Origin of the sequence: Algoriphagus confluentis, from assembly GCF_036245625.1 — a bacterium.
In the GTDB taxonomy this organism is placed as follows: Bacteria; Bacteroidota; Bacteroidia; order Cytophagales; family Cyclobacteriaceae; genus Algoriphagus; species Algoriphagus confluentis.
The window spans coordinates 49,624-71,557 of the sequence record NZ_BTPD01000019.1 but is presented as its reverse complement, the minus strand read 5'-3'; the positions used below and the strand labels follow the sequence as shown (position 1 = coordinate 71,557).

The window sequence follows — 21,934 nt, the reverse complement described above, 5'->3', positions numbered from 1 at the left end:
ACCGACTCCAGGGCGAGTGACGAGTACAACATCCGTCTGTCCAATAACCGGGCGAAGGCGGTGACCGAGTATCTGGGGGCGAAGGGCATCAACAGTGACCGTATCCGTCTGGAGTGGTTCGGGGAGAGCCAGCTGGTCAACGACTGCGGGAACGGCAAGCCGTGCTCGGAGGACAGCCATCAGCTGAACAGGAGATCGGAGCTGGTGCTGGAGGCGTTTCCGGATCCGACCAAAAGCTACGAGATTCCGCAGGAGCTGAAGGACATGGACTTCTGCCAGCCGGAGGATCTGTTTGAGAAGATCCAGGAGGAGATAGCGGAGATCCCGACGATCTACTTTGACTTTGACAAGTCGATGCTCAGATCGGTGTCGAAGCAGGAGCTGGAGCAGGTGGGAGCGATGCTGAGGAGACTGCCGAACCTGATGCTGTACATCGAGGGGCATACCGACCAGCGGGGCAGTGACGAGTACAACCAGAAGCTGTCCGAGCGCAGAGCGGATGTGGTGCGTGAGTACCTGATCAACCGGGGGATCGAGGAGAACAGGCTGGAGTACCAGTGGTTTGGAGAGACAAGACCGATCCACGACTGCAACAGTGTGACCTGTACGCCTGCGATGCACCAGCTGAATAGAAGGACCGAGTTGAGAGTGGGTAAGAGCAGCTTCGGCTACACCGGAAGACAGAAAAAGGTAGATACGATGTAAGCATCGGATCATCCAAAGACATACAACCGAAAGAGGCTATCTCAAAAGTGAAGTTTGTCACATTGAATCTTAAATATTCTTCGAACATACAAGAAGAACATGACTGGTCATTCGCCTTTAAGTAGTATCCTTGTCACCTTGAGCTGAGCCGAAAGGTCCTCGTACTTCCTGACTCTCGTCGGAAAGGTGCTCGGACTGACTAAATTTCCGGCCTTTAAAATCAACCCGTCATTGGTAGCGAAGTCGAAATATCGTCCGGAAAGCTGGAAATAGCCTTCGACTTCGAGACTCCCGTCTCTCAGGTGCTCAGGCTGATAGCGAAACGATGTTTGTGACAACCTCTTGGTTGATAGTTATAGCTTAGGTTTTGGGTAGGAGTTGGCGCGGATGTTTTTTTCAGCCAAGCGGACTGTTTCCTGAATTCTTTTTTCCCTGGTCTGAGATGTTTTTGCATTAAGAATCCACTCCAAAATGCCTCTTCTGGCTGAAGGAGGAAACTTCTCCCAATATCCTTTGGCTATTTCATTGGATTTTAAGGCCGTAGTCAGATCTTCAGGTTCAAATAATGCATCCACTTCATTGAGAGCATCCCAAGTACCGGATGCTTTAGCCAATTCAACCATTTTCAATCCGGAGGGCGCCATTTTCCCGTCTTTGATCAGGAATTCGACTTTCTCTTTGTTGACCTTACTCCAGTTGCTTTTTGGCTTTCTCTCTGAAAAATAAAGGTAAAAGCTTTTGTCATCCCGCTTGTTGGGCTTGCTATCCACCCACCCAAAACAAAGTGCTTCATCAATAGCTTCGCTTACAGTAAGGCTTGGAATTGGGCTACTTTTTTTAAATATGACCAACCAAACAGATTTAGATAAACGATGGTTGACTTCCAGCCAGTCCCTCCAAGCCGCAGCAGAATCTGCGTAAAAAACAGGGAAACCATCCTTATTCTTTTCCATTACCTCAAAAAAAAGCCCGATAAATTTATCGGGCTGAATTGATTTTAAGAATGGTTTATTTTCCTTTTTCACCAATGGAAATCATCGCGCATCTGAACCCAATGTGATTGGTAGCCGAATCCTGATGCATGAATCTTCGAGTACCTGGAGCCAACCAATAAGCTACATCTTTCCAAGACCCACCTTTGTACACTCTTAATTCATCGGTAAAGAGAGAGGTTTCGTAATTGTCTTCTTCATCATACACCCCGTCTTTTCTCAATGGATTAAGGTCGTCGGCGTCTTGGAAAGTCAAGGGTCTGTAGACGTCATACACCCATTCGTTCATGTTTCCCGCCATATGGTAAAGTCCAAAATCATTGGGAGCCATATCATAAACATTGGTAGGGAGAATTTCACCGTCATTTCGCTGATTTCCGGAGATACCTGCATAGTCACCTCTGCCACGCTTAAAGTTGGCTAAAAAGTCACCCTGCTTTCCTTTCCTTTTGACATTGTAAGGGTTTCTAAGGCCTCTTCCATCCCAAGGATAAATTCTGCCATATTCCTGATTCTCATCCAAATACTGGGTTCCGATCATCGCTTTAGCAGCATATTCCCACTCGGCTTCGTTGGGCAATCTAAAATCTGCCATGGCAACACCTCTTTCGATCAGTTGATTTTTCGTGAAAGTAGAGTCAATTCCTCTTTCCTTTCTCACCAGTTCCTGTACAAATGCGGTTCTCCACTTGGTATATGCATTGGCTTGGGTCCAAGATACTCCAGCTACAGGATAAAAGTTAAAGCCAGGGAATCTGAAGTAATAGGATTGATAGAGGTCGTTGAATGACATGGCTCCGGACCAAACATTCTCTGAAGGCTCCAGCTTGGCTAAGGAGTCTGCGCTCACTTGTTTTTTCATGTAGAAAAGAAATTCACGATAGTCATTGTTCGTGATTTCTGTTTCGTCCATATAAAAGCTTGCGATGGAAACGGTTCTTTCCAAGTTGTCCCTAAAAGCCATTACGTCATCTTCCTGCGATCCCAAAACCATTCTACCACCTTGGATGAATTTTAGGTTGGGCCCGGGAATTTGTTCTGCTCGTTTGGCTACAAAAAACTGGGAGGAATCTTGCTCATTAAATGAAAATTCCGCACCGGTTGTAGCACTTTTCTTTCCGGGGTTGTTGGCAGTTCTCCTTCCGTATCCGGGAGTCTTGTTGCAAGAGCTCAAAATCGCGGTGGAAAGGATCAAAAGGGCTGATACCCATAGTCCCCAAGATTTTCTGTTAAGACGCATATTTTTGAATTTTGGTCTAATTTCAACGGGCTAATATAATGGCATTGAAACCGACTTACAATGGAATATTTTTTTTAGTAAAAAGCAAATATCTGCCTAAGGGTCAATTTGGCCTATTATCTGCAAAATTGATACATGAAAACACAATATTTATGCCAGTTAAATTTTTTAAAATTTTCACGTATTCATCTCCAAAAGCACCTTTTCTGCCTTTTGGATCGTTTTGACTCCTTCGATAGTGAAAATTAAACGATTCTTGTATTCTTTTATTTTGCAGACCTTGGGATGGAGCTGAGCAAATTTCATCATTTTCCCGAAAATTGCTGAGGAATAGTAGTCATCTCTTGAAGAAGGCAACAAGTGGCATTTCATCTGTTGGCCCTTTAGCACTAGTTTTTCAATGCCCAGCTTCTCGGCTTGCCAACGAACTTTCACCGTCTCCAAAAGATCCCCCACTACTTCCGGCAGTGGTCCGAATCTATCGGAAAGCATCGCTCGGAATTGCTCTAATTCTTCCTCATTTTTAATTGCATCGAGTTTGGAATAGAGTCCTAATCGCTCACTGATATTTCCTACATATTCTTCCGGAATCAAAAGCTCCAAATCGGTCTCTATCGTGCAATCCTGCACCAATACTTTCACCTTCTCCTTCAGATCGGTTTCAAAAAGTGCAGCGAATTCATTTTCCTTCAATTCCTGAACAGCCTCATCCAAGATTTTATGGTACATCTCAAAACCCAAATCGGTGATGAATCCGCTCTGCTCGGCTCCCAATAAGTTACCTGCCCCCCGGATATCCAAGTCTTTCATGGCCACTTTGAAGCCGTCTCCCAGGTCTGAAAACTCCTCTAGAGTCTGCAATCTTTTCCTGGCTTCCGGGGTCAATCCGGACATCGGGCTGGTGAGCAGGTAGCAAAAGGCTTTTTTGTTACTCCTTCCTACCCGACCTCTCATTTGATGGAGGTCACTCAGACCAAACATGTGCGCCCGATTGATGATGATCGTGTTGGCATTGGGAATATCCAGTCCGGACTCGATAATGTTGGTGGAGACCAGCACATCGTATTCATGGTTGATGAAGTCCACCATGATTTTTTCCAACTTTTTTCCATCAAGCTGTCCGTGTGCTCCGACTACTCTGGCATCAGGCACCAGCTTCATGATCAGATTGGCGATGCTTTCGATTTCTCCTACCCGATTATGGACGAAAAACACCTGACCTCCTCGTCTCAACTCGTAGGCTACGGCATCCCGGATTACTTCTTCCTGAAAGGTCTGAACTTCCGTGGTCACCGGTTGCCTGTTGGGAGGGGGAGTAGCGATGACTGACAGGTCTCTGGCACCCATCAGGGAAAAGTGCAGAGTCCTTGGAATCGGGGTAGCTGTGAGTGTCAATACATCCACGTTAACTCGGAGGTTTTTCAACTGATCCTTGACCTTGACTCCGAATTTTTGCTCTTCATCAATGACCAAAAGGCCTAGATCCTTGAAGACGATTTCTTTGTTGACAATTTTGTGGGTGCCTACCAAAATGTCTATTTCTCCGGTTTTGACCTGACTGATGATTTCTTTGATCTCCTTGGCCGTGCGAAATCGGTTGATGTATTCCACTTTCACCGGGAAATTTTCCAAGCGCTCCTTGAAGGTTTGGTAGTGCTGCATGGCCAAAATGGTTGTGGGTACCAGTACCGCAACTTGTTTTCTGTCATTTACAGCTTTGAAAGCGGCCCGGACGGCTACTTCTGTTTTTCCAAATCCCACATCTCCGCAGACCAAGCGATCCATGGGATATCCTTTTTCCATATCTGACTTGACATCTGAGGTTGCTAAAGCCTGATCCGGAGTATCTTCATAGATAAAGGAGGATTCCAGCTCAATCTGTAAGACCGAATCTTGGGAAAAGGCAAAACCCGGAGCCGAACGACGCTTCGCATAGAGATTGATCAGGTCTTTGGCGATATCCTTGACCTGCTTTTTGACCCGGGATTTTTTGTTTTCCCACTCCGGGGAGCCCAATTTGGACATGGAAGGCATTTGTCCCTCCTGTCCAGAGTATTTGGAGATTTTGTGCAGGGAATGAACGTTTACGTAGAGAAGATCATCGTCTCTAAATACCAGACGAACGGCTTCCTGCATTTTTCCACCCACATCCACTTTTTCCAATCCGGCAAATCGCCCTACTCCGTAATCGACGTGTACGATGTAATCGCCCGGGTGAAGGGCCTTCAGCTCTTTAATCGTCAGCGCTTTGGATTTGCTGGCCTTTTTTCTCCCCCGGTATCGATGAAAACGCTCAAAAAGCTGGTGATCGGTATAGCAAACGAGCTTCTGCTGCCGATCCACAAACCCTTCTCTCAGTCCGATCAGCATGCTCTGAATCTGGAGAGTGGGGTCTAGTTCATGGAAAATCCCCAACAGACGGTCGATTTGCTTTTCATTTTCCGCCACGACCAAATTGGTGAAACCCATCCTCTCGTTTTCGGATAGATTGGTGACCAAGAGGTCAAAGTTTTTATTGAATGAAGGCTGGGGCTGGCTGTCCCAAGGGAGCTGAAGGTCAGCTTTCAAATAAAACTGCCGTCCGAATTCCAAGGTGGTAAACTTTAAGACAGCGTCTTTGAATGAATCTCCCCGCTCAAAAAGATCCTGAGGCTTGAGAACTAGCTTGTCGGTTTGGCTTTGTCTGACTATTTGAGCAAAAGCTTGCTCAGCCTTGTGAAAACACTCCTTGATCACATCCACCGTGAGCTGGAAATCCTTGATCCAAACTTTGGATTCTTTAGGCAGAAATTCCAAAAAAGATTGCCTGACTTCCTGTAGCAGCTTCGTTTGCACATTGGGCACCAAGGAAATCTTGTCCACTGAAGCCACCGAAAGCTGCGTTTCCGGATCAAAAGTCCGAATACTTTCCACTTCTTTTCCAAACAGCTCCAATCGGTAAGGATGCTCATGGGAATACGAAAAAACATCCAAAATTCCCCCTCTGATGGAGAACTGACCCGGTTCATACACAAAGTCTGTCCGCTCAAAGTCATAACTGCTCAGCAGCTCGGATACAAATTCCATATCCACAGCTTCCCCGACCCGGATCGAAAATGTATGCTCCACCAAAGAACGGCGGTTGATTACCTTTTCATAGAGCGCCTCCGGATAGGTGATGATTATTTTAGGCTCCTCTTTCCGATCCAAAATGTCATTGAGAATTTCGGAGCGCATGAGCACATTGGCATTGTCTACCTCATCGTATTGATAGGGCCGCTTGAAGCTACCCGGAAAGATGAGGAAGTCCTCAATTTCCAGCAGATTCTGAAGATCCGTATTCAGGTAGGCAGCCTCCTCCTTGTCTTGGGCAATGATCAGATGAAAACCTCCCATTTTTTTGAAATGAGAAGCAAACACGACCATATCCAAGCTCCCGGAAAGGCCTTTGAGTTGGAGTCTTCTGCCGGGTGCTTTTTCCAGTTCAAGATTCAGGGTCTGAATCGCGGGGTCTGCTTGGTAAAGGGAAAGGAATTCCGATCGTTGCAAGGTTTGTTGGGAATTTGAGGAGACAAAAGTAGGGCTTTTGCTTCTTTATTGGGGATTGGGTTCAGGTATTTGCTTTTTTTCTGAACCAAGGCAAATTTTAAATGTTTTTCAATTTATGAAATCGAGCATGGTGCGAGCTACACACAGAGGGAGGTTTATAATCCATGCGAGATTCCATCTGACCGATGAAAAAAAATAATTACAGATGAAAAGATCGGAAGAATCACTCACTTGGTTTCAGCGCATTGAGCGGATGCATCCTTACGAGACCCTGCTATATCTGGGAATGCTTGGAAGTGGGCTTATTTTCCTTTTTCTTGCTGTGGCTTTTGTCTTTTCAGGACTTCATCAGTTGGAGGGGTTCAACCGTCATATTCCTGTAGCCTTTTTGATTTCCACTTTTCTGTTGGTCATCAGTGGCTACACTGCCTCCAAAATGAGGCTCTACTATCAGGAAGAAAAAATACCCCAATTGGAATCTGCGCTGAGGAATACCTTCTTTTTGGGCCTGGCCTTTACTTTACTCCAGTTTGCAGGCTGGAAAGAATTGGACAGCATGGGGGTAAGTTTCACAGGGATTCCCAGCGGTAGTTTCCTGTTTGTTCTTTCGGGAATCCACATCTTCCACCTGCTGGGGGCCATGATTTTTGCTCTGATTCTTCTGTTTCAGCTTCGCAAAACCCAAGAGGATGGCATTCGCAGGCTGGTTTTGGTGACCAATCCATTTGAAAAAATGAGGATCAGGTTATTTACTGTATACTGGCATTTTATGGATGTCATTTGGCTAATCCTATTTCTTCTATTTACCCTGAGCTTTTGACTCAAAGCGCTTTGCCTTTTCTTGCTATATCACCTAAACTAATTGTTCCTTTTCCCTGAAAACCCATGAAACTGACCATCGAAACAGCCGTAGAGCAGGGCTACCTGGATGTGAAAAGAGGCTTTGATGAGTCTCTTTTTAAGAAGCTTTCTCCCCCCTTTCCTCCGGTGAAGCTCCTGCGCTTTGATGGTTCGGAAAAAGGGAATCTGGTCAGTCTGGAATTGAATTTTTTGCTTTTCAAGCAAAAGTGGACCAGTGAAATCACTGAGGACAAAACCACTGACTTCGAGTTTTTTTTCGTGGATAAGGGAATCGAACTGCCCTTTTTCCTTAAAAAATGGACTCACAAACACCGGGTGATTTCCAGGGGAATCGGATCAATCATTCGGGATGAAATTACCTATGAGGCCCCATTCGGGTTGATGACTTGGTTGCTTTATCCCGCCCTTTGGCTACAGTTTGCCTACAGAAAGCCGATCTATAAAAAAATCTTCAGACGAGGCTCAGGTCTTTGAGATTCTCGCAGTTTTCGATCCGGCAGTCACCATACAGGACAAGTGAATGGCTGGAAATGGAAGATTGAAACTCCATTCCCATTGCCTCTTTGATTTCGTTGATTTTTGGATCGGAAAACTCCCGAATCTTCCGACACTGATTACACACATGGTGGTCGTGATGCTTGTAGGTCAGGGCTTGCTCGTAAAGTGCGACTTTATCTTTGAACTGATGCTTCACCGCCAATCCGCTTTCCACCAATAGGTCCAGTGTATTGTAAATGGTGGCTCTGCTGATTGTGTAGCCTTTGTTTCTCATCTTGAGGAAAAGACCTTCCACATCGATGTGTTCATCTTCCGGCAAGAGATAAAGCTCGTCAATGACAGAGAATCGCTCGGGGGTTTTCCGGCTTCCTTGCTTGGCCAGATAATTTTCAAAGATTTTTTTGGCTTTTTCGATCAGTACAGTGTCTGCCATGTTTGGGGATACTTGAATTTTTAAAGATCAAGGTTTCTTAAATTATTGGCAACTTGACGGAAACAAAGAGGGGTAATTTGGGATTGATCTAAATTAAAAATCAAAAACTCCTCTTTCCAACAACATTTTGTGTGTAATTCTTGGTTTTTTCTTTAATGGCACTGCTTACAATTTCTAACTTTAGTATCAGGCTTATCCCAAAACAACCCAACTTGAAAAAGGCTTTCCTCCTTTTTTCTCTTTTGATCTACTCGGCTTTGTTAGAGGCCCAGGTCCCTGGATTTTTTATGAAAGAGGAGAAGCGGGTGGTCAGGATACCCTTCTATTCTTCCAACAGTCTGATCATCCTTCCGGTATCCATCAACGGGAACGAGCCCGTCAATTTCTTGGTGGATACCGGGGTGAAATCCAATCTGTTGTTCTCAAAAAAATTGGGGGATGCCTTGGGGCTTGACTACACCCGAAGGATCAATATCGTGGGTGCAGACGGTAGCACCTCAATCATGGCTCAAGTATCTCCGATCAATACTTTGGATCTCGGCCTGGTAGAAGGCAGATTGCAGAGTCTCCTGGTTCTGGAAAATGATTTTTTTGAGCTGGAGGCGGTGATTGGAGTACCAGTCTATGGGGTAATCGGATACGAGTTTTTTAAATACAATCCAGTCCGGATCAATTATGATGACGGATGGTTGGATTTTTTTAGAGAAAAAGCCATGAAATGGAGACCTCCATTCTACCGAAAAATGGACCTGGACGTCGTGGACGGAAAGTCATATATCCAAGCCAAAATCAGACAGAAAAGCGGCCCGAAACTGAGAGCAAAATTACTCATCGACACAGGGGCCAATCACGGGCTGCTCTTGAATCGGGAGACAAGTGATTCCATAAAAATGCCGGAAACCTTCATTGAGTCAGAATTGGGTCAGTCTTTGGGGGGAGTACTGTATGGATATATAGGGCGTGTCAGTTCCCTTCAGCTTGAAAGCCTGACGATGAAGGAGGTCTTGACCTCTTATCCAGAAGAGACGGACTACAGCTCGGTTATCATTGCCAGCGGAAGAAAAGGAAGCTTGGGTTCTGAGGTTTTGGGCAGGACCCGGATGATCTTGGACTATCCCAGAGGAAGGGCCATGTTCAGAAAAGGACAGACTTTTTACAACCCCTTTGAGTTTGACATGAGCGGGCTTACCGTAAAGAAAGTACCCGTGGATGAGACAAGAATTTATGTAGGAGATGTGCGAAAGGGCTCTCCGGGCTATCAGGTCGGGATTTTGCCTTTTGATGAGATCTTATCCATCAACCGAATACCCATTTTTCTCTGGGAACTCAGTGAAGTTTTTAAGCTCTTCAGGTCTGAGGAGGGTAAAGAGATTCAGCTGGAAATGAGACGCTACCAAAACAATGATCTCAATCAGTACCAAGATTATAAAGTGAGTATTTTTCTGAAAAAGCAGATCTAATCCCGGGTCTGCAAAAGAATATTTGGGTAACTTTGGAATTATCTTCACAACCCCAGCGAGGATTTTGCGTGTATTTCTTTCGCTTTTAAATCAACTTCAAACTATGAAAAAATTTCTCGTACCGATTGCAATTATTGCCGTAGTAGGCATCTTCATCTACACCAAAGCGGTGGGTACCTACAATCAATTTGTACAAAAAGAAGAAGTAATCAACGGACAGTGGGCCGAAGTGGAAACTCAGTACCAAAGAAGAGCCGATTTGATTCCTAATCTGGTAAATACAGTGAAGGGCTATGCCGACTTTGAGCAGGAGACCCTCACCGGGGTCATCGAGGCCCGATCCAAAGCCACTTCCGTTCAGATCGATCCGACTAACCTGACTCCGGAGAAATTGGCCGAGTTTCAGCAGGCTCAGGATCAGCTTTCCGGAGCTTTAAGCCGACTGCTGGTGACCGTGGAGCGGTATCCGGATCTGAAAGCCAATCAAAACTTCTTGGAGCTTCAGGCCCAGTTGGAAGGAACTGAAAACCGAATTTCTGTGGCCAGAAGAAACTTCAATACTTCTGTGCAGGACTACAATTCCAATTTGAGAACTTTCCCCAACAACCTCTTTGCCGGCATGTATGGCTTCGAGACCAAAGGCTACTTTGAAGCCGCAGCAGGTGCTGAAAATGCTCCAACGGTACAATTCTAAGCGTCATGGCTGAAAAATTATTTTCTCAGGAGGACCGGCAAATGATTATCGGAGCCATTCAGGCTGCCGAAATGCAGACCTCAGGGGAGATTCAGGTACATATCGAAAATCACTGCAAAGATGACGTGCTGGACCGGGCTGCCGAGGTGTTTGAAACCCTGAAAATGTACCAAACCCAAGAAAGAAACGGGGTCCTGTTCTACCTTGCTGTAGTTGACCACAAGTTTGCCATTCTTGGTGATGCGGGCATCAATAGCCGGGTGGAGCCGGATTTTTGGGAAAAATCCAAAGATCTTATGGCTCAGCACTTTCGTCAAGGGCAGTTTACCCAAGGTCTTATCGCAGGTATAGAACAGGCTGGCTTACAGCTCAGCAAGCACTTCCCTTACAATCCCGACACCGACAAAAACGAATTATCGGATGACATTTCCTTTGGGTAAATACCCCTTTCTTTTCTTTATTCTATTCATCACTTGGGGAGTCAATCTCGCTCAGGATTTCCCTGCCGTGCCCAATCCTCCCCGACTGGTCAATGACTTCACGTCTACGCTAAGTGCTCAGGAAGTCAATCAGCTCGAGCAAAAACTGGTGGCCTACAATGACAGTACCTCCACTCAGATTGCTATCGTGATGATCCGCTCGGTGGGAGACTATGACATTTCGGATTACTCCTTTCAGCTGGCTGAGAAATGGGGGATAGGAGGAGCAAAGAATGACAACGGTATCCTGATCTTGGCGGCGATGGATGACCGAAAGGTCTTTATCGCCACGGGATATGGAATGGAAGGAGCGGTACCTGATGCTTTGGCCAAGCGGATCGTATCCAATCTGATTGTGCCTAATTTCAAGATGGAGGCCTATTATCAGGGCTTGGACCAAGCTACGGATATGATCATCAAGCTGGCCTCAGGTGAATATCAGGCAGAAGAAGTAGTCTCCGATGGCAATCATGGGGGGGCGGTTTTTTTGCTGCTGCTTTTCATTGTGCTGTTTGTCATCTTGCCCCTGATCAAAAACAAAAATGACAACGACAATCACATGGGAGGTCGAGGCGGAGGAGTGGATCTCTGGACTACCATCATGCTGGCCAATATGCTGAAAGGCTCATCACGGGGTAAATGGGGAGATTTTTCCGGAGGGAAAGGTTCTTTCGGAGGTGGTTTTGGTGGAGGCGGAGGTGGCTTCGGCGGTTTCGGAGGAGGTTCCTTCGGAGGCGGAGGTGCAGGAGGAAGCTGGTAGAGTTCGGGTTCTTATTATCAACATCTACAAAAGTTCCAGTTCTAATTCCACAAGGACTATTAGGGACGGAAGTCGGAAGAAGGAAGACCGAAGATTCCTGATTCTGAGCCTCCAAGCTAATTTGATCCCTGTTTATTTCTAACTCGTTTAAAAGCAGATGTTCAGATTATTTTAAGAGATACCATAAAAAAAAGCGCCCCTCGGCGCTTTTTTGATTTTCAGCTTTTGAAAAAATCAGATCACTCGCTCCAGCTGGGAGAAGTAGAAATTTCCTTCAATAGCAGCATTTTCGTCAGAATCAGATCCGTGGACTGCATTGGCTTCAATGGATTTGGCGAAAATCTTACGGATAGTACCTTCTGCAGCGTTTGCAGGATTGGTAGCTCCGATCAGGGAACGGAAATCTTCCACTGCATTTTCCTTCTCCAGGATAGCTGCGATGATAGGTCCGGAAGACATGTACGCACAAAGATCTTTGTAGAAAGGTCTTTCTTTGTGGACTTCGTAAAACTTACCCGCCAATTTAGGAGTCAGTCTCGTGGCCTTCATGGCTACGATTTTGAAACCTCCCTCTTCGATCATTTTCAAAATTGCACCTGAATTGCCAGCCTCAAAAGCGTCCGGCTTGATCATGGTGAATGTTCTGTTTCCTGCCATGGGATTGTATCTATTGGTTTAAATCGGTCGCAAAAATAGAGGTTTTCCTTTCAATTTCGGCTACACCCTCCAGGAATCTCTGCTATTTCGCTTATTTTCAGAGAGATTCACACTTTGGCATTTCTGAAAAAATTACTGACCTTTGCAGGCTACTAGAGCCAATGTGCTGCTGAACAGATTCTAATGGAAGCTTTAGCTACATTTCAAAGAGAACTTTCTTCACCCAAAAAAATATTCATTACCACCCACGTCAAGCCCGATGCCGATGCTTTGGGTTCTTCTTTGGGTCTTGCCAACTACCTGTTGAAAAAAGGCCATGAAGTGACGGTGGTGACCCCTTCCGACTATCCCTCCTTTCTCTATTGGATGCAGGGCAACGATTGGGTTTTGGATTTCTCCAAAGACGGAGACAAGGAACTTGCCACCGAAAAGCTGAATGAAGCAGATGTGATTTTCTGTCTGGACTTTTCGGTCCTCAACCGGGTCAATGAACTCGGAGAGATGATCCGCAAATCCAAGGCGTTTATTGTCAACATCGATCATCATCAGGACCCGGAGGACTTTGCCGACTTCAGATTCTGGAGTACAAAGGCAGCTGCTACCTGCGAGCTGGTCTATGAACTGATCGTGAAGCTGGGGGACAAAAATCTCATCGATGCGGGCATCGCTTCCTGCCTTTATGCAGGAATCATGACCGATACTGGAGGATTTCGCCATCCCAATACCACCAAAAACGTCCATCTCGTCGTGGCAGAGCTGATTGATTTGGGGGCAGATCCCTCTCAGATTTCCAATTTGATCTATGACTCCAATTCGGTCAATCGACTGAAATTTATCGGGTTTGCGATCACCCGAAGGCTGGTGGTCAGGGAAGACATTCACACGGCCTATTTTGTCATCAGCAAAAAAGATCTTAAAAAATATCAAAGTCAGACCGGTGACACAGAGGGACTGGTCAATTATGCTCTATCTTTGGACGGCATTAAGCTGGCTGCACTTTTCTCAGAGCGGGAGGACGGAATAAAAATTTCCTTCCGATCCAGTCCTGAAGTAGCGGTCAACAAGTTTGCTGCGTCTTACTTCGAAGGAGGTGGACATAAAAACGCCGCGGGAGGAAAGTCAATGCTTAGCCTGAAAGAGACCGTCGAGGTTTTTGAACGACTCGTCGAGAAATGTCAGGAGCAGCTTTTCCAAACCGAAGGCATCAGCGCCGAGTAATCGGAAAACAATAGAAAATTGAAAATTCACTTAAAATTTATGAAAACCAAAAACAGCCTTTTGGCAGTCCTGACCCTCGTAATCGGTCTGGGTACGCTTACCTCCTGCAAGAAAACTCAAGTCACTGAAAAAGACGGAATCGAGTACACCTACGTGAAGGAGGGTTCCGATAAAGCTTCCAACGGTGACTTTATCCTTTACAACTTGGTCATCACCAATGCCGAGGATTCGGTCATCTACAGCACCTTGGATCAGCCTTTCCCAGGTTATCTGATGGCAAATGATTCCCTCCCTGCTCAAAATGGCATGGATGAGATTTTTCTCAATCTTAAACAAGGTGACTCCATCACTTTTCAATCTACTGCCAACATCATCTTCAGCGGTAATTTCCCTGCATTTCTTCAGGGAGAAGATCAGTTGACTGTAAAGTTGGGCGCTTTTGCCGTTAAGACGGAAGCAGAAATGCAATCCTACTACGAAGAGGTGATGATGGCTGAGCAGGCTAAAAGTGCCGAGAGAGCTAAATCCCTGATGGTAGAGCAAGCAGCTACGATCGAGGCTTATGCAGCTGAGAAGGGCCTGAATGCACAAAAGACTGAAAACGGACTCTACTACGTGATCGAGCAAGAGGGAACAGGCGATGCTGTGACTCCGGGTACTACTATGTATGTGAACTATGCGGGTTACCTATTGGACGGTACTTTGTTTGATACCTCTTGGGAAGAAATCGCCAAAGCCAACAATGTTTTCAATGAAGGCCGTCCTTATGAGCCACTTCCTGTCAATGTAGGCATGGGCCAAGTCATCCCAGGTTGGGACGAAGGTTTGATGCTATTGAAAAAAGGATCCAAGGGCAAATTCCTGATCCCTTCTCCTCTAGCTTATGGTGAAGCAGGTGCAGGTGCCATGATTCCCGGAAACTCCATTTTGATTTTTGACGTAGAAGTGGTCGACGTTCAGAAATAAAGCCAAAAAATAACTAAACCAATATCTATGAATCCAAGACTTAAAGCCCTTTTTACTGTCCTTATTGGCTCTTTCGCAGCCCTATCTTGCGTGGATCCTGATCAGACCCAAGAAGTGCTTTTGGAAAGGGACAAGGAGGCGATCGAAAAGTATTTGTTGGAGAATCCGCTTCCATCTGCTAAAGAATATACAGATCAGTTTAGTGGATTTTACCTGTTTTGGGAAGTGTCAGTGGATCCTACCTACAACGAGACTATTTTGGTAGCTGACACCGTCCGATTCAATTATACCGGCAAATTGTTGTCTAATTCCGTTTTTGGAACTTCCATTGAGCAAGTGGCCCGGGACAATAATATATATCGGGAAAGCGACACTTATGAGCCCATTCAAATAGTGATGAATGACCCCAGATTTGGAGCTATACCCGGTGTGGAATTCGCTTTGGCTTTGATGAGGCCAGGAGAAAAAGCAACCGTTATCTTCCCCTCCAGACTGGGCTATGGATCCGAGTCCAGGCCCGGCATACCACCCAACTCTCCTTTAGTGTTTGATTTGGAACTGGTCCAAGTAAAAGAGGGCCTTAACCACCTGAATCCATGAAATTATTCCGAAATCTCTTTTTCTTTTCTGTCCTAGCTTATTTGGCTTCCTGTGAGCCGAATAATCCTTTTGTCACAGGGCCGATCTATGATGCGGCAGGAAATCTGGCTATAGACAGGGAAAAAATAGATTCCTTTTTGGATACAGCAAGGATAGACAGTATTTACAGAATTCATGATCCTTCTGGGGTTGTCATCATTGTTCAAGAAGATGGTGTAGGAACCCGGCCTGTGACCAATTCTGTAGTTTATACCGAATATACTGGATACCTGATGACTGATGGAACAGTATTCGATACGACTGATGAAGATATTGCCCGTGAAAATGGAATATTTTCTGAATCCAGAGATTATGTGACCTTTCGTTTTGTATTGAATACAGGCCAAGTAAGGCCCGGGTTTGATATAGGATTTAGTCGTATAAGGCCTGGGACTAAGGGACAAATGATTTTGCCTTCGCCTTGGGCCTATCGAGATCAGGCAGTAGGAGAAAGAATTCCTGCGAATGCCATTTTGGTTTTCGATTTTGATTTCTTAGGAATAGATTAATAAAAAAGGCCTTCGGGCCTTTTTTCATTTAAACAGTCGTGGAAAAAAAGCAGGGACCTTTCTTTGATACTCCCGATAAGCGTCACCAAAAAATTCCAACAGATTTTGCTCTTCAAAATAAATCCCAAAGGGCAAATACACCATCAGGCATGCCAAGTGAATCCCTGCCCCCAAAGTACCGGAAACCATAAAATAGCCCCCAAAAATCAGTAATAGTCCCAAGTAGAGGGGGTGCCTGACTTTGGAATAGATACCTTGGATAATCAGGTCATTAGTTTTAGGTTCGGATTCGATCAGAAATTTTCTCACTGATATCTCCCGTATCGATCTCAGCAGCACAATCACTCCCAGGGTGGCGACCAAGTAGCCCAAATGGCTGAGGATTTGGATGGGAGGAAAAAGAAGTAGCGGAGGCAAAAGAGAGGCCTGAACTAAAAGAAGAAAAAACAAAACCAAAGAAAGCAAAGAGTAAAGGAGTCGGTAGTTTTTGTAAAAGTTTGGCCACTTCGCCTTTAAAATTCTTTTTAACTTGGACGCAGCAAGTGCAGAATGAATCGTATAAAATGCAGCCCAGCTTAAGGCCATCAGAAGGTAGGGCACCATTCGAAAATTGTTAATTCTAATCCTAGACTTTTACCCAAAGTATGAAAATCGGAATAATCCGCGAAGGAAAAAATCCACCCGACGACCGAACGCCCTTTACTCCGGAGCAGCTAAGCCAGCTCAAAGCCAAGTTTGGAGATCAGCTGGAATTTTTGGTTGAGTCCAGCCCCAATCGTTGTTTCAGCGATCAGGAATATCAGGAAGCGGGGATTGCTGTGGTGGAGGACATTTCCGAAGCGGAGATTCTATTTGGTGTCAAGGAAGTGCCGGTCAGTCAATTGATTCCCGAAAAGACCTATTTTTTCTTTTCCCATACCATCAAGGAGCAAGTCTACAATCGCCCGCTTTTACAGGCTGTTTTGAAGAAAAACATCCGTCTCATCGATTATGAGGTGCTCAAGGATGAAGAGGGAAAGCGGGTGGTGGCATTTGGCCGATGGGCAGGCATAGTCGGTGCCTACAATGCGTTTTGGACCTACGGACAGAAGACCGCCTTGTATGAAATCAGAAGAGCGCGAAGTCTCCGGGATTTGGAAGAAATGCATCAGGAGCTTCGCAAAGTGCAGCTACCTCCCATCAAGATCGTGGTCACAGGCTCCGGAAGAGTGGGAAGCGGGGTCAAGGAGGTTTTGGATTCTCTGGGTCTTCGGCGGGTGACTACGCAGGAATTTCTCCACCACTATTTCGAAGAGCCGGTTTACGTGGTATTGGGTTCATCGGATTACAACCGTAGAAAATCCGACGGAGGATACGATAGGGAGGAGTTTTATGCCCATCCTGAGAAATACGAAAGTCATTTTCAGAAATTCGCAGAGGCAGGTGAGTTGCTCATTGCCGCTGCCTATTGGGCCAAGGGTGCTCCCAGGCTTTTCCGCTTGGAGGATATCCAAAGCCCGGATTTTGCCCTTTCGGTGATCGCGGATATCACCTGTGATATCGGGGGCTCGATCCCTACTACTTTGCGGGCCTCTACTATTCAATCGCCGGTTTATGACGTAGAAAGAGATTCCGGCCTGGAGATTCCCGCTTTTGGAAGTCAGACCAGTATTTCCGTGATGGCCATTGACAATCTTCCCTGCGAGCTTCCCCGGGAGGCCAGTGCGGAGTTTGGGCGTCAGCTTTCTCAATGGGTGATTCCCGCTCTGTTTGAAGAAAATTCAGGCATTTTGGAACGTGCCACCGTAGCCCGAGATGGGGATTTGACTTTGGAGTTTATGTATTTGAGTGATTATGTCCGTGAGTTCAATGAAGAATCTTAACCGCTTTTTAGAGTCTACCCTTCTTAAGCCGACCATGACCGGATCGGATGTGGATGTTTTGGTCCGCGATGCCATTCAGGAGCAGTTTGTCGGGGTATGTGTTCCTTCTTTTTGGGTCAAAAAAGTAAAAAGAGAACTTCAGCAGGAGGATATTCAGTTGGTGACTGTCATTGGTTTTCCTTTTGGATTTGAAGATACAGCCAGCAAGTTGGCCCAAACTCAGGAAGCGATTCGTCAGGGAGCGGATGAATTGGATTTGGTTTGGTCACAGACAGCATTTCATTCCGGGATGAATTGGCCGAAGATTGAAATTTCCCAGATCGCCAAAATCTGTCACGAAGAAGAGCGAATACTCAAAGTGATCATTGAGACGGCTTACCTTTCTCCTGAGCAGATTCGTGAAGCATGTTTGATCTGTCAGGATGCCGGAGCAGATTACGTGAAGACATCCACTGGATATGCGCCAACTGGAGCAAAGACCGAAGATATCAAGCTGATGAGAAGCACCTTGGGATCAGGAGTGGGGATCAAAGCCAGTGGAGGGATCAAAACGCTCGATTTCGCTTTGGAATTGATAGCAGCAGGTGCAGATCGAATAGGGACCAGTTCAGCTTTGGGTCTGATGAAGGAAGTAAGGGCTCGGGAAAGCTAGTCTCTGCTGAAGAAAATCAGCAAAAATGGGATGATAAAGAAGGTAAGCAGGATGTAGGCAAATCCGATAACCCGATTTTTTACCGCACTTTTCCCCATAAATCGGGCGATTTGTACCGGGATGTTTCTGAGTCTGGGGAAAGGCAAAAAGATCAGCGCACCAAATCCATTAAACAAAATATGGACAATGGCTAAGGCGATCGCTGCTTCTGTTTTGTAGACCGAGGCAATTACTGCCGTAATTGTGGTCCCCAGATTGGCTCCGACGATAAATGGGAAAGACTTAGCCAAACTTACTTTTCGATTGGCCACAAGCGGTACCACAAGAGAAGTGGTCACCGTACTGGACTGGACTAGTGCGGTAAAAAAAGTGCCGTAAATGAAAGAAAGCCCTGATTTTTTGAAAATGAGATCATTGATCCGATTAAAATTATCCAGGACAAAGGTCTTGTACATCGTGGAGGACAGAACTTTGATCCCACCGAAGACCAAGAAAACTGCCAAGATCATGGTCACAAAGGGAATGCTGATATGATCTGTGATCCATTGGGTCAGTGGTCGAGTGAAAATCTTATTGTACACAATGGGCCCTTCAAAGGCATCGTCTGTGGCAAATAATGAGGCAATCTGCACCGCGATTTTGCTGAGGAAACCGAAATAGATTTCCAAAGGCAGAAGAATAATCACACTCAGGATATTGAACAAATCGTGGAGAATCCCTGCGGAGAGGGCTCTCCGAAACTCCTTTTTCTTCATGATAAAGGAAAAAGAGACTAAAGTCGAGGTAAGTGTGGTACCGATATTGGCTCCCAAAACCATGGGAACCGCCTGCTGAAGGGTCATATTTCCCGAGGCCACAATGGCTACAATACTTGCGGTCACAGTAGAACTGCTCTGAATCAAGGCAGTAACCAAAAGACCGATAAACAAGCTGATGAAGGGATTGCGTGTAGCGAGGAGAATCTCATTGGCCACCGTGTCATTGATCGCTCCCATGGCTACGGTGAGCAAGTCAATGGAAAAAATAAAAAGCAGAAGGCCAAGCCCTACCTGAATGTAGTTTTTTAGGTTTTTTGAGACATTGGATTTACTTAGTTCCTCACTTTCCATTCCCTAGACAATGAATTAATTTTTGGATTACCCTGTGTAGGGATGTGATGAGCAGAATTTTTAATCAATTATTGAGCAAAAGTTGAATATTTTTTCAGAATAACCAGCTAAACTAGGGTTGATAAAGAAGGTTTTTTGGCTAGTTAACAATTTGTTAACATGACCTCAGGATTATCTTCAGTAATTTGGCGCGAAAATTAAGCCACCCGGCTATGAAGCAGAAAAAATTAGATCAGAATATCAATCAGGACAAGCTTTCCAAAACAGCCTATGCCCTGTTTGATTTCACCAAAAGTGAGCGCCCCTTTCTGATTACGGTATGTATTTTAATCTCTATCGCAGGTCTGATTACTCCCTACCACTATGCGGCCATGTGGTTTGGTTTTGCTCTTGCCGCTTATTCTGCTATTGCCAATGACAGTATTCAGACCATCGGTACCTTCATAGCATCCAACAGTCAGCGTCCATGGTACCTGTTATGGCTGTTTATGGGACTGATTTTCGTGGGTACGGTCACTTACAGCTGGATGACTTATGGTGGTGATGTGAGTTATGAGCGATTGAGTGTGCCTGGTCTGGAAAAAGCTCCTGAAAGCTTTGTTTTTCTTCAGTTGGCTGCCCCTATCGTTCTGTTGATTATGACCCGGTTTAGAATGCCGGTTTCTACCACTTTCCTTTTACTCAATGTCTTCACCTACAAGGCGGGAACGATCGTAGACGTGATGACCAAAAGTTTCTTGGGCTATCTCTTGGCCTTTGTTTTGGCCATTATGGTTTGGTTTGTTTTGGAGCGATTTGTCAAAAACTACCTAAAAGGAAAGCCAGCTCCCTACTGGATCTATTTGCAGTGGATCACCTCAGGTCTGCTTTGGGCAGTTTGGATTATGCAGGATGCCGCCAATATCGCAGTGTTTTTGCCCCGTCAGCTCAATTTGTATGAGTTTTTGGTCTACACTGGCTTTATCTTCTTTGGCTTAGGGTTTCTTTTTTACCTCAAAGGGGATAAAATCCAGGATATTGTCAATGAAAAGTCCAATGTGACAGATGTACGCGCGGCGACTATAGTGGATTTGGTCTACTCCGTCATTCTTGTCTACTTCAAAATGTACAGCAAAGTGCCCATGAGCACCACTTGGGTATTTATCGGCCTTTTGGCGGGAAGGGAGTTGGCCATCGCTCTGGGTAAACACGGGAAATCCACCAAGAGAAAAGCTTGGCTTTTCAGAGCCTTTCGGTTGGGAAGAAAAGATGTGTTCAAGGCCCTGTTTGGGCTGGTTGTATCTTTGATTTTAGCCATCATTATCAATGAAGGTGTACGAAAAGAAATCATGGATCTATTCTAATTCCCCTCTGGTTTGGAGCTATACACGCACGAGTACTTTATGAATGAAGCCCTGAAGCAAGCCAAAATGGCTTTTGAAGAAGGGGAAATTCCGGTCGGGGCAGTGGTGGTATCCAAAAATCGAATCATTGGGAGGGGATATAATCAGACGGAGAAGCTTCAGGACGTCACTGCGCATGCAGAAATGCTGGCGATCACCTCAGCGGCCAATTACCTGGGGAGCAAATACTTGGCGGAGTGCAGAATGTATGTCACCTTGGAGCCCTGTGCCATGTGTGCGGGTGCATTGTTCTGGGCGCAAATGGGGGAAGTTTATTTTGCTGCCGCTGATTCCAAGAGAGGTTTTCATCAGTACAATTCTCACATGCTTCATCCAAAAACCAAAGTATTCTCCGGTATCCTAAAAGAAGAATCCGAGACTTTAGTTCTTGATTTTTTCCGAAAACTGAGAGAATAAGGCTTTTTCTTTGTGAAAAGAACCTTTTTGTGAAATGTGGGGTTGAAAGAGTAATACTTATTTTAGGACACTTTAAATCAATGTTTAACCCAAAAATTCAATAAAATGGCTTTTACTCTCCCATCTTTACCTTATTCTTTTGACGCGCTTGAGCCGCACATCGATGCCAAAACGATGGAAATCCATCATGGCAAGCACCACAATGGATATGTCACTAACCTAAACAATGCTATTGCTGGTACTGATTTGGAAGGCAAATCCCTGGAAGATCTCATGCAAGTGGCCGGTTCTAATGTGGCAGTAAGAAACAATGGAGGTGGTCACTGGAATCACAGCTTGTTTTGGCAAGTACTTTCCCCTACCGGAGGCGGAGAGCCCACAGGAGATCTTTCCGGTGCCATCAATGCAAAATTCGGCAATTTTGATTCATTTAAGGAAGTATTCAATAAGGCAGCAGCTACTCGGTTTGGTTCAGGCTGGGCTTGGTTGATCGTCACGACATCCGGACAGCTGGAAGTGGTAAGTACGGCTAATCAGGATAACCCGCTGATGGATGTGGCAGAGATCAAGGGTACTCCTATTTTGGGTCTTGATGTTTGGGAACATGCTTATTATCTCAATTACCAAAACAGAAGACCTGACTACGTTTCTGCATTTTGGAATGTCATCAATTGGGCAGAAGTAGATAGAAGATACAAGGCAGCGCTATAAGCGTTGTCCGTCAAAAGAAGGATCCCGAACTTTATGGTTCGGGATTTTTTTTGTCCTAAACCGAATAAAATATTGTCCGAATATGAGACAGGTTTTTTTCTTGAAAAAGGGGAAACATGCTTTTTCAGCTCATTTAGGGGGATTTCCTTCTGTTGGCATTTC

24 protein-coding genes are annotated in these 21,934 nt (G+C 45.4%); 16 read left to right on the top strand and 8 right to left on the bottom strand.

All coding sequences use genetic code 11. The annotated features are described in order from the left end of the window. Positions 1-705, top strand: a 705-nt coding sequence (locus AAA943_RS20565) for an OmpA family protein (RefSeq protein WP_338226262.1), incomplete at its 5' end; no start/stop codon positions are given. Between the two features lie 107 nt (positions 706-812). Here AAA943_RS20565 and AAA943_RS20560 read toward each other — a convergent pair. From AAA943_RS20560 to mfd, 4 genes are all read right to left on the bottom strand, one after another. Further along, a complete protein-coding gene (locus AAA943_RS20560; protein ID WP_338226261.1) occupies positions 813-1,043 on the bottom strand; it encodes a hypothetical protein in 231 nt (76 codons plus the stop codon). A 15-nt stretch (positions 1,044-1,058) separates the two neighbouring features. Next, on the bottom strand, positions 1,059-1,658 hold the full coding sequence (locus AAA943_RS20555) for a YdeI/OmpD-associated family protein (RefSeq protein WP_338226260.1): 600 nt from the start codon (positions 1,656-1,658) through the stop codon (positions 1,059-1,061). Between the two features lie 55 nt (positions 1,659-1,713). Next, positions 1,714-2,937, bottom strand: coding sequence for a gliding motility lipoprotein GldJ (gldJ, locus tag AAA943_RS20550; RefSeq protein ID WP_338226259.1), 1,224 nt, complete (start codon positions 2,935-2,937; stop codon positions 1,714-1,716). A 177-nt stretch (positions 2,938-3,114) separates the two neighbouring features. Next, positions 3,115-6,465 (bottom strand): transcription-repair coupling factor, encoded by a 3,351-nt coding sequence (gene mfd, locus AAA943_RS20545; protein WP_338226258.1) that lies wholly within the window; start codon positions 6,463-6,465, stop codon positions 3,115-3,117. Positions 6,466-6,670: 205 nt separating this feature from the next. Here mfd and AAA943_RS20540 point away from each other — a divergent pair, with 205 nt between their 5' ends. Both AAA943_RS20540 and AAA943_RS20535 read left to right on the top strand, forming a co-directional pair. Continuing rightward, positions 6,671-7,285, top strand: a complete 615-nt coding sequence (locus AAA943_RS20540; protein WP_338226256.1) for a cytochrome c oxidase subunit 3 — start codon at positions 6,671-6,673, stop codon at positions 7,283-7,285. A 65-nt stretch (positions 7,286-7,350) separates the two neighbouring features. Next, entirely contained in the window at positions 7,351-7,800 is a 450-nt protein-coding gene (locus AAA943_RS20535; protein ID WP_338226255.1) for an SRPBCC family protein, read from the top strand. Here AAA943_RS20535 and AAA943_RS20530 read toward each other — a convergent pair. Continuing rightward, the gene (locus tag AAA943_RS20530; RefSeq protein WP_338226254.1) at positions 7,778-8,257 is read right to left on the bottom strand and encodes a Fur family transcriptional regulator; all 480 of its coding nucleotides are present in this window, start codon (positions 8,255-8,257) and stop codon (positions 7,778-7,780) included. The two genes, AAA943_RS20535 and AAA943_RS20530, sit on opposite strands and share 23 nt — an antisense overlap. Before the next feature lie 212 nt (positions 8,258-8,469). On the opposite strand from AAA943_RS20530, the gene AAA943_RS20525 reads away from it, so the two are divergent. The 4 genes from AAA943_RS20525 (at position 8,470) to AAA943_RS20510 (ending at position 11,650) form a co-directional block, all read left to right on the top strand. Then, positions 8,470-9,717, top strand: a complete 1,248-nt coding sequence (locus AAA943_RS20525; protein ID WP_338226253.1) for a pepsin/retropepsin-like aspartic protease family protein — start codon at positions 8,470-8,472, stop codon at positions 9,715-9,717. Positions 9,718-9,820: 103 nt separating this feature from the next. Next, the gene (locus AAA943_RS20520) at positions 9,821-10,411 is read left to right on the top strand and encodes a LemA family protein (RefSeq protein ID WP_338220086.1); all 591 of its coding nucleotides are present in this window, start codon (positions 9,821-9,823) and stop codon (positions 10,409-10,411) included. A 5-nt stretch (positions 10,412-10,416) separates the two neighbouring features. Further along, positions 10,417-10,851: a TPM domain-containing protein gene (locus tag AAA943_RS20515; RefSeq protein WP_338226252.1), complete on the top strand. Its 435-nt coding sequence runs from the start codon at positions 10,417-10,419 to the stop codon at positions 10,849-10,851. Then, positions 10,832-11,650, top strand: coding sequence for a TPM domain-containing protein (locus tag AAA943_RS20510; protein WP_338226251.1), 819 nt, complete (start codon positions 10,832-10,834; stop codon positions 11,648-11,650). Before AAA943_RS20515 ends, AAA943_RS20510 begins: the two co-directional genes overlap by 20 nt. A gap of 234 nt (positions 11,651-11,884) precedes the next feature. Here the strand turns inward: AAA943_RS20510 and AAA943_RS20505 are convergent, their stop codons facing one another. After that, complete coding sequence (locus AAA943_RS20505; RefSeq protein WP_338226250.1) at positions 11,885-12,307, bottom strand: nucleoside-diphosphate kinase; 423 nt, start codon at positions 12,305-12,307, stop codon at positions 11,885-11,887. A gap of 183 nt (positions 12,308-12,490) precedes the next feature. On the opposite strand from AAA943_RS20505, the gene AAA943_RS20500 reads away from it, so the two are divergent. From AAA943_RS20500 to AAA943_RS20485, 4 genes are read left to right on the top strand one after another with little or no spacing between them, the layout of a single operon-like run. Next, complete coding sequence (locus tag AAA943_RS20500; RefSeq protein ID WP_338226249.1) at positions 12,491-13,525, top strand: DHH family phosphoesterase; 1,035 nt, start codon at positions 12,491-12,493, stop codon at positions 13,523-13,525. Positions 13,526-13,564: 39 nt separating this feature from the next. Next, positions 13,565-14,491, top strand: a complete 927-nt coding sequence (locus AAA943_RS20495; RefSeq protein WP_338226248.1) for an FKBP-type peptidyl-prolyl cis-trans isomerase — start codon at positions 13,565-13,567, stop codon at positions 14,489-14,491. A gap of 27 nt (positions 14,492-14,518) precedes the next feature. Continuing rightward, positions 14,519-15,091, top strand: coding sequence for an FKBP-type peptidyl-prolyl cis-trans isomerase (locus AAA943_RS20490; protein WP_338226247.1), 573 nt, complete (start codon positions 14,519-14,521; stop codon positions 15,089-15,091). Then, positions 15,088-15,639 carry an FKBP-type peptidyl-prolyl cis-trans isomerase gene (locus AAA943_RS20485; RefSeq protein WP_338226245.1) on the top strand — a complete coding sequence of 184 codons (552 nt, stop codon included), beginning with the start codon at positions 15,088-15,090 and terminating at the stop codon, positions 15,637-15,639. The genes AAA943_RS20490 and AAA943_RS20485 overlap by 4 nt, the downstream gene beginning before the upstream one ends. Positions 15,640-15,663: 24 nt before the next feature. Here AAA943_RS20485 and AAA943_RS20480 read toward each other — a convergent pair whose 3' ends face one another. Then, a complete protein-coding gene (locus tag AAA943_RS20480) occupies positions 15,664-16,242 on the bottom strand; it encodes a methyltransferase family protein (RefSeq protein WP_338226244.1) in 579 nt (192 codons plus the stop codon). A gap of 41 nt (positions 16,243-16,283) precedes the next feature. Between AAA943_RS20480 and AAA943_RS20475 the strand changes: the two genes are divergently transcribed. Together AAA943_RS20475 and deoC are read left to right on the top strand one after the other, a co-directional pair. Then, on the top strand, positions 16,284-17,501 hold the full coding sequence (locus tag AAA943_RS20475; RefSeq protein ID WP_338226243.1) for an NAD(P)-dependent oxidoreductase: 1,218 nt from the start codon (positions 16,284-16,286) through the stop codon (positions 17,499-17,501). Further along, positions 17,488-18,153, top strand: a complete 666-nt coding sequence (deoC, locus tag AAA943_RS20470; RefSeq protein ID WP_338226242.1) for a deoxyribose-phosphate aldolase — start codon at positions 17,488-17,490, stop codon at positions 18,151-18,153. Before AAA943_RS20475 ends, deoC begins: the two co-directional genes overlap by 14 nt. Here the strand turns inward: deoC and AAA943_RS20465 are convergent. After that, positions 18,150-19,262: a Na/Pi symporter gene (locus AAA943_RS20465; RefSeq protein WP_338226241.1), complete on the bottom strand. Its 1,113-nt coding sequence runs from the start codon at positions 19,260-19,262 to the stop codon at positions 18,150-18,152. The two genes, deoC and AAA943_RS20465, sit on opposite strands and share 4 nt — an antisense overlap. Before the next feature lie 212 nt (positions 19,263-19,474). Here AAA943_RS20465 and AAA943_RS20460 point away from each other — a divergent pair, with 212 nt between their 5' ends. The 3 genes from AAA943_RS20460 (at position 19,475) to AAA943_RS20450 (ending at position 21,772) form a co-directional block, all read left to right on the top strand. Then, positions 19,475-20,605, top strand: coding sequence for a hypothetical protein (locus AAA943_RS20460; RefSeq protein WP_338226240.1), 1,131 nt, complete (start codon positions 19,475-19,477; stop codon positions 20,603-20,605). 12 nt (positions 20,606-20,617) lie between these two features. Next, positions 20,618-21,061 (top strand): nucleoside deaminase, encoded by a 444-nt coding sequence (locus tag AAA943_RS20455; protein WP_338226239.1) that lies wholly within the window; start codon positions 20,618-20,620, stop codon positions 21,059-21,061. Between the two features lie 105 nt (positions 21,062-21,166). Next, entirely contained in the window at positions 21,167-21,772 is a 606-nt protein-coding gene (locus AAA943_RS20450) for a superoxide dismutase (protein WP_338226238.1), read from the top strand. The last annotated feature ends 162 nt before the right edge of the window (positions 21,773-21,934 follow it).

Excerpts from the sequence above, each read along its gene's own strand:
- AAA943_RS20555 (WP_338226260.1), bottom strand. The coding sequence starts at position 1,658 with ATGGAAAAGAATAAGGATGGTTTCCCTGTTTTTTACGCAGATTCTGCT.
- gldJ (WP_338226259.1), bottom strand. The coding sequence starts at position 2,937 with ATGCGTCTTAACAGAAAATCTTGGGGACTATGGGTATCAGCCCTTTTG.
- AAA943_RS20540 (WP_338226256.1), top strand. The coding sequence starts at position 6,671 with ATGAAAAGATCGGAAGAATCACTCACTTGGTTTCAGCGCATTGAGCGG.
- AAA943_RS20535 (WP_338226255.1), top strand. The coding sequence starts at position 7,351 with ATGAAACTGACCATCGAAACAGCCGTAGAGCAGGGCTACCTGGATGTG.
- AAA943_RS20530 (WP_338226254.1), bottom strand. The coding sequence starts at position 8,257 with ATGGCAGACACTGTACTGATCGAAAAAGCCAAAAAAATCTTTGAAAAT.
- AAA943_RS20520 (WP_338220086.1), top strand. The coding sequence starts at position 9,821 with ATGAAAAAATTTCTCGTACCGATTGCAATTATTGCCGTAGTAGGCATC.
- AAA943_RS20515 (WP_338226252.1), top strand. The coding sequence starts at position 10,417 with ATGGCTGAAAAATTATTTTCTCAGGAGGACCGGCAAATGATTATCGGA.
- AAA943_RS20510 (WP_338226251.1), top strand. The coding sequence starts at position 10,832 with ATGACATTTCCTTTGGGTAAATACCCCTTTCTTTTCTTTATTCTATTC.
- AAA943_RS20505 (WP_338226250.1), bottom strand. The coding sequence starts at position 12,307 with ATGGCAGGAAACAGAACATTCACCATGATCAAGCCGGACGCTTTTGAG.
- AAA943_RS20500 (WP_338226249.1), top strand. The coding sequence starts at position 12,491 with ATGGAAGCTTTAGCTACATTTCAAAGAGAACTTTCTTCACCCAAAAAA.
- AAA943_RS20495 (WP_338226248.1), top strand. The coding sequence starts at position 13,565 with ATGAAAACCAAAAACAGCCTTTTGGCAGTCCTGACCCTCGTAATCGGT.
- AAA943_RS20490 (WP_338226247.1), top strand. The coding sequence starts at position 14,519 with ATGAATCCAAGACTTAAAGCCCTTTTTACTGTCCTTATTGGCTCTTTC.
- AAA943_RS20485 (WP_338226245.1), top strand. The coding sequence starts at position 15,088 with ATGAAATTATTCCGAAATCTCTTTTTCTTTTCTGTCCTAGCTTATTTG.
- AAA943_RS20480 (WP_338226244.1), bottom strand. The coding sequence starts at position 16,242 with ATGGTGCCCTACCTTCTGATGGCCTTAAGCTGGGCTGCATTTTATACG.
- AAA943_RS20475 (WP_338226243.1), top strand. The coding sequence starts at position 16,284 with ATGAAAATCGGAATAATCCGCGAAGGAAAAAATCCACCCGACGACCGA.
- deoC (WP_338226242.1), top strand. The coding sequence starts at position 17,488 with ATGAAGAATCTTAACCGCTTTTTAGAGTCTACCCTTCTTAAGCCGACC.
- AAA943_RS20465 (WP_338226241.1), bottom strand. The coding sequence starts at position 19,262 with ATGGAAAGTGAGGAACTAAGTAAATCCAATGTCTCAAAAAACCTAAAA.
- AAA943_RS20460 (WP_338226240.1), top strand. The coding sequence starts at position 19,475 with ATGAAGCAGAAAAAATTAGATCAGAATATCAATCAGGACAAGCTTTCC.
- AAA943_RS20450 (WP_338226238.1), top strand. The coding sequence starts at position 21,167 with ATGGCTTTTACTCTCCCATCTTTACCTTATTCTTTTGACGCGCTTGAG.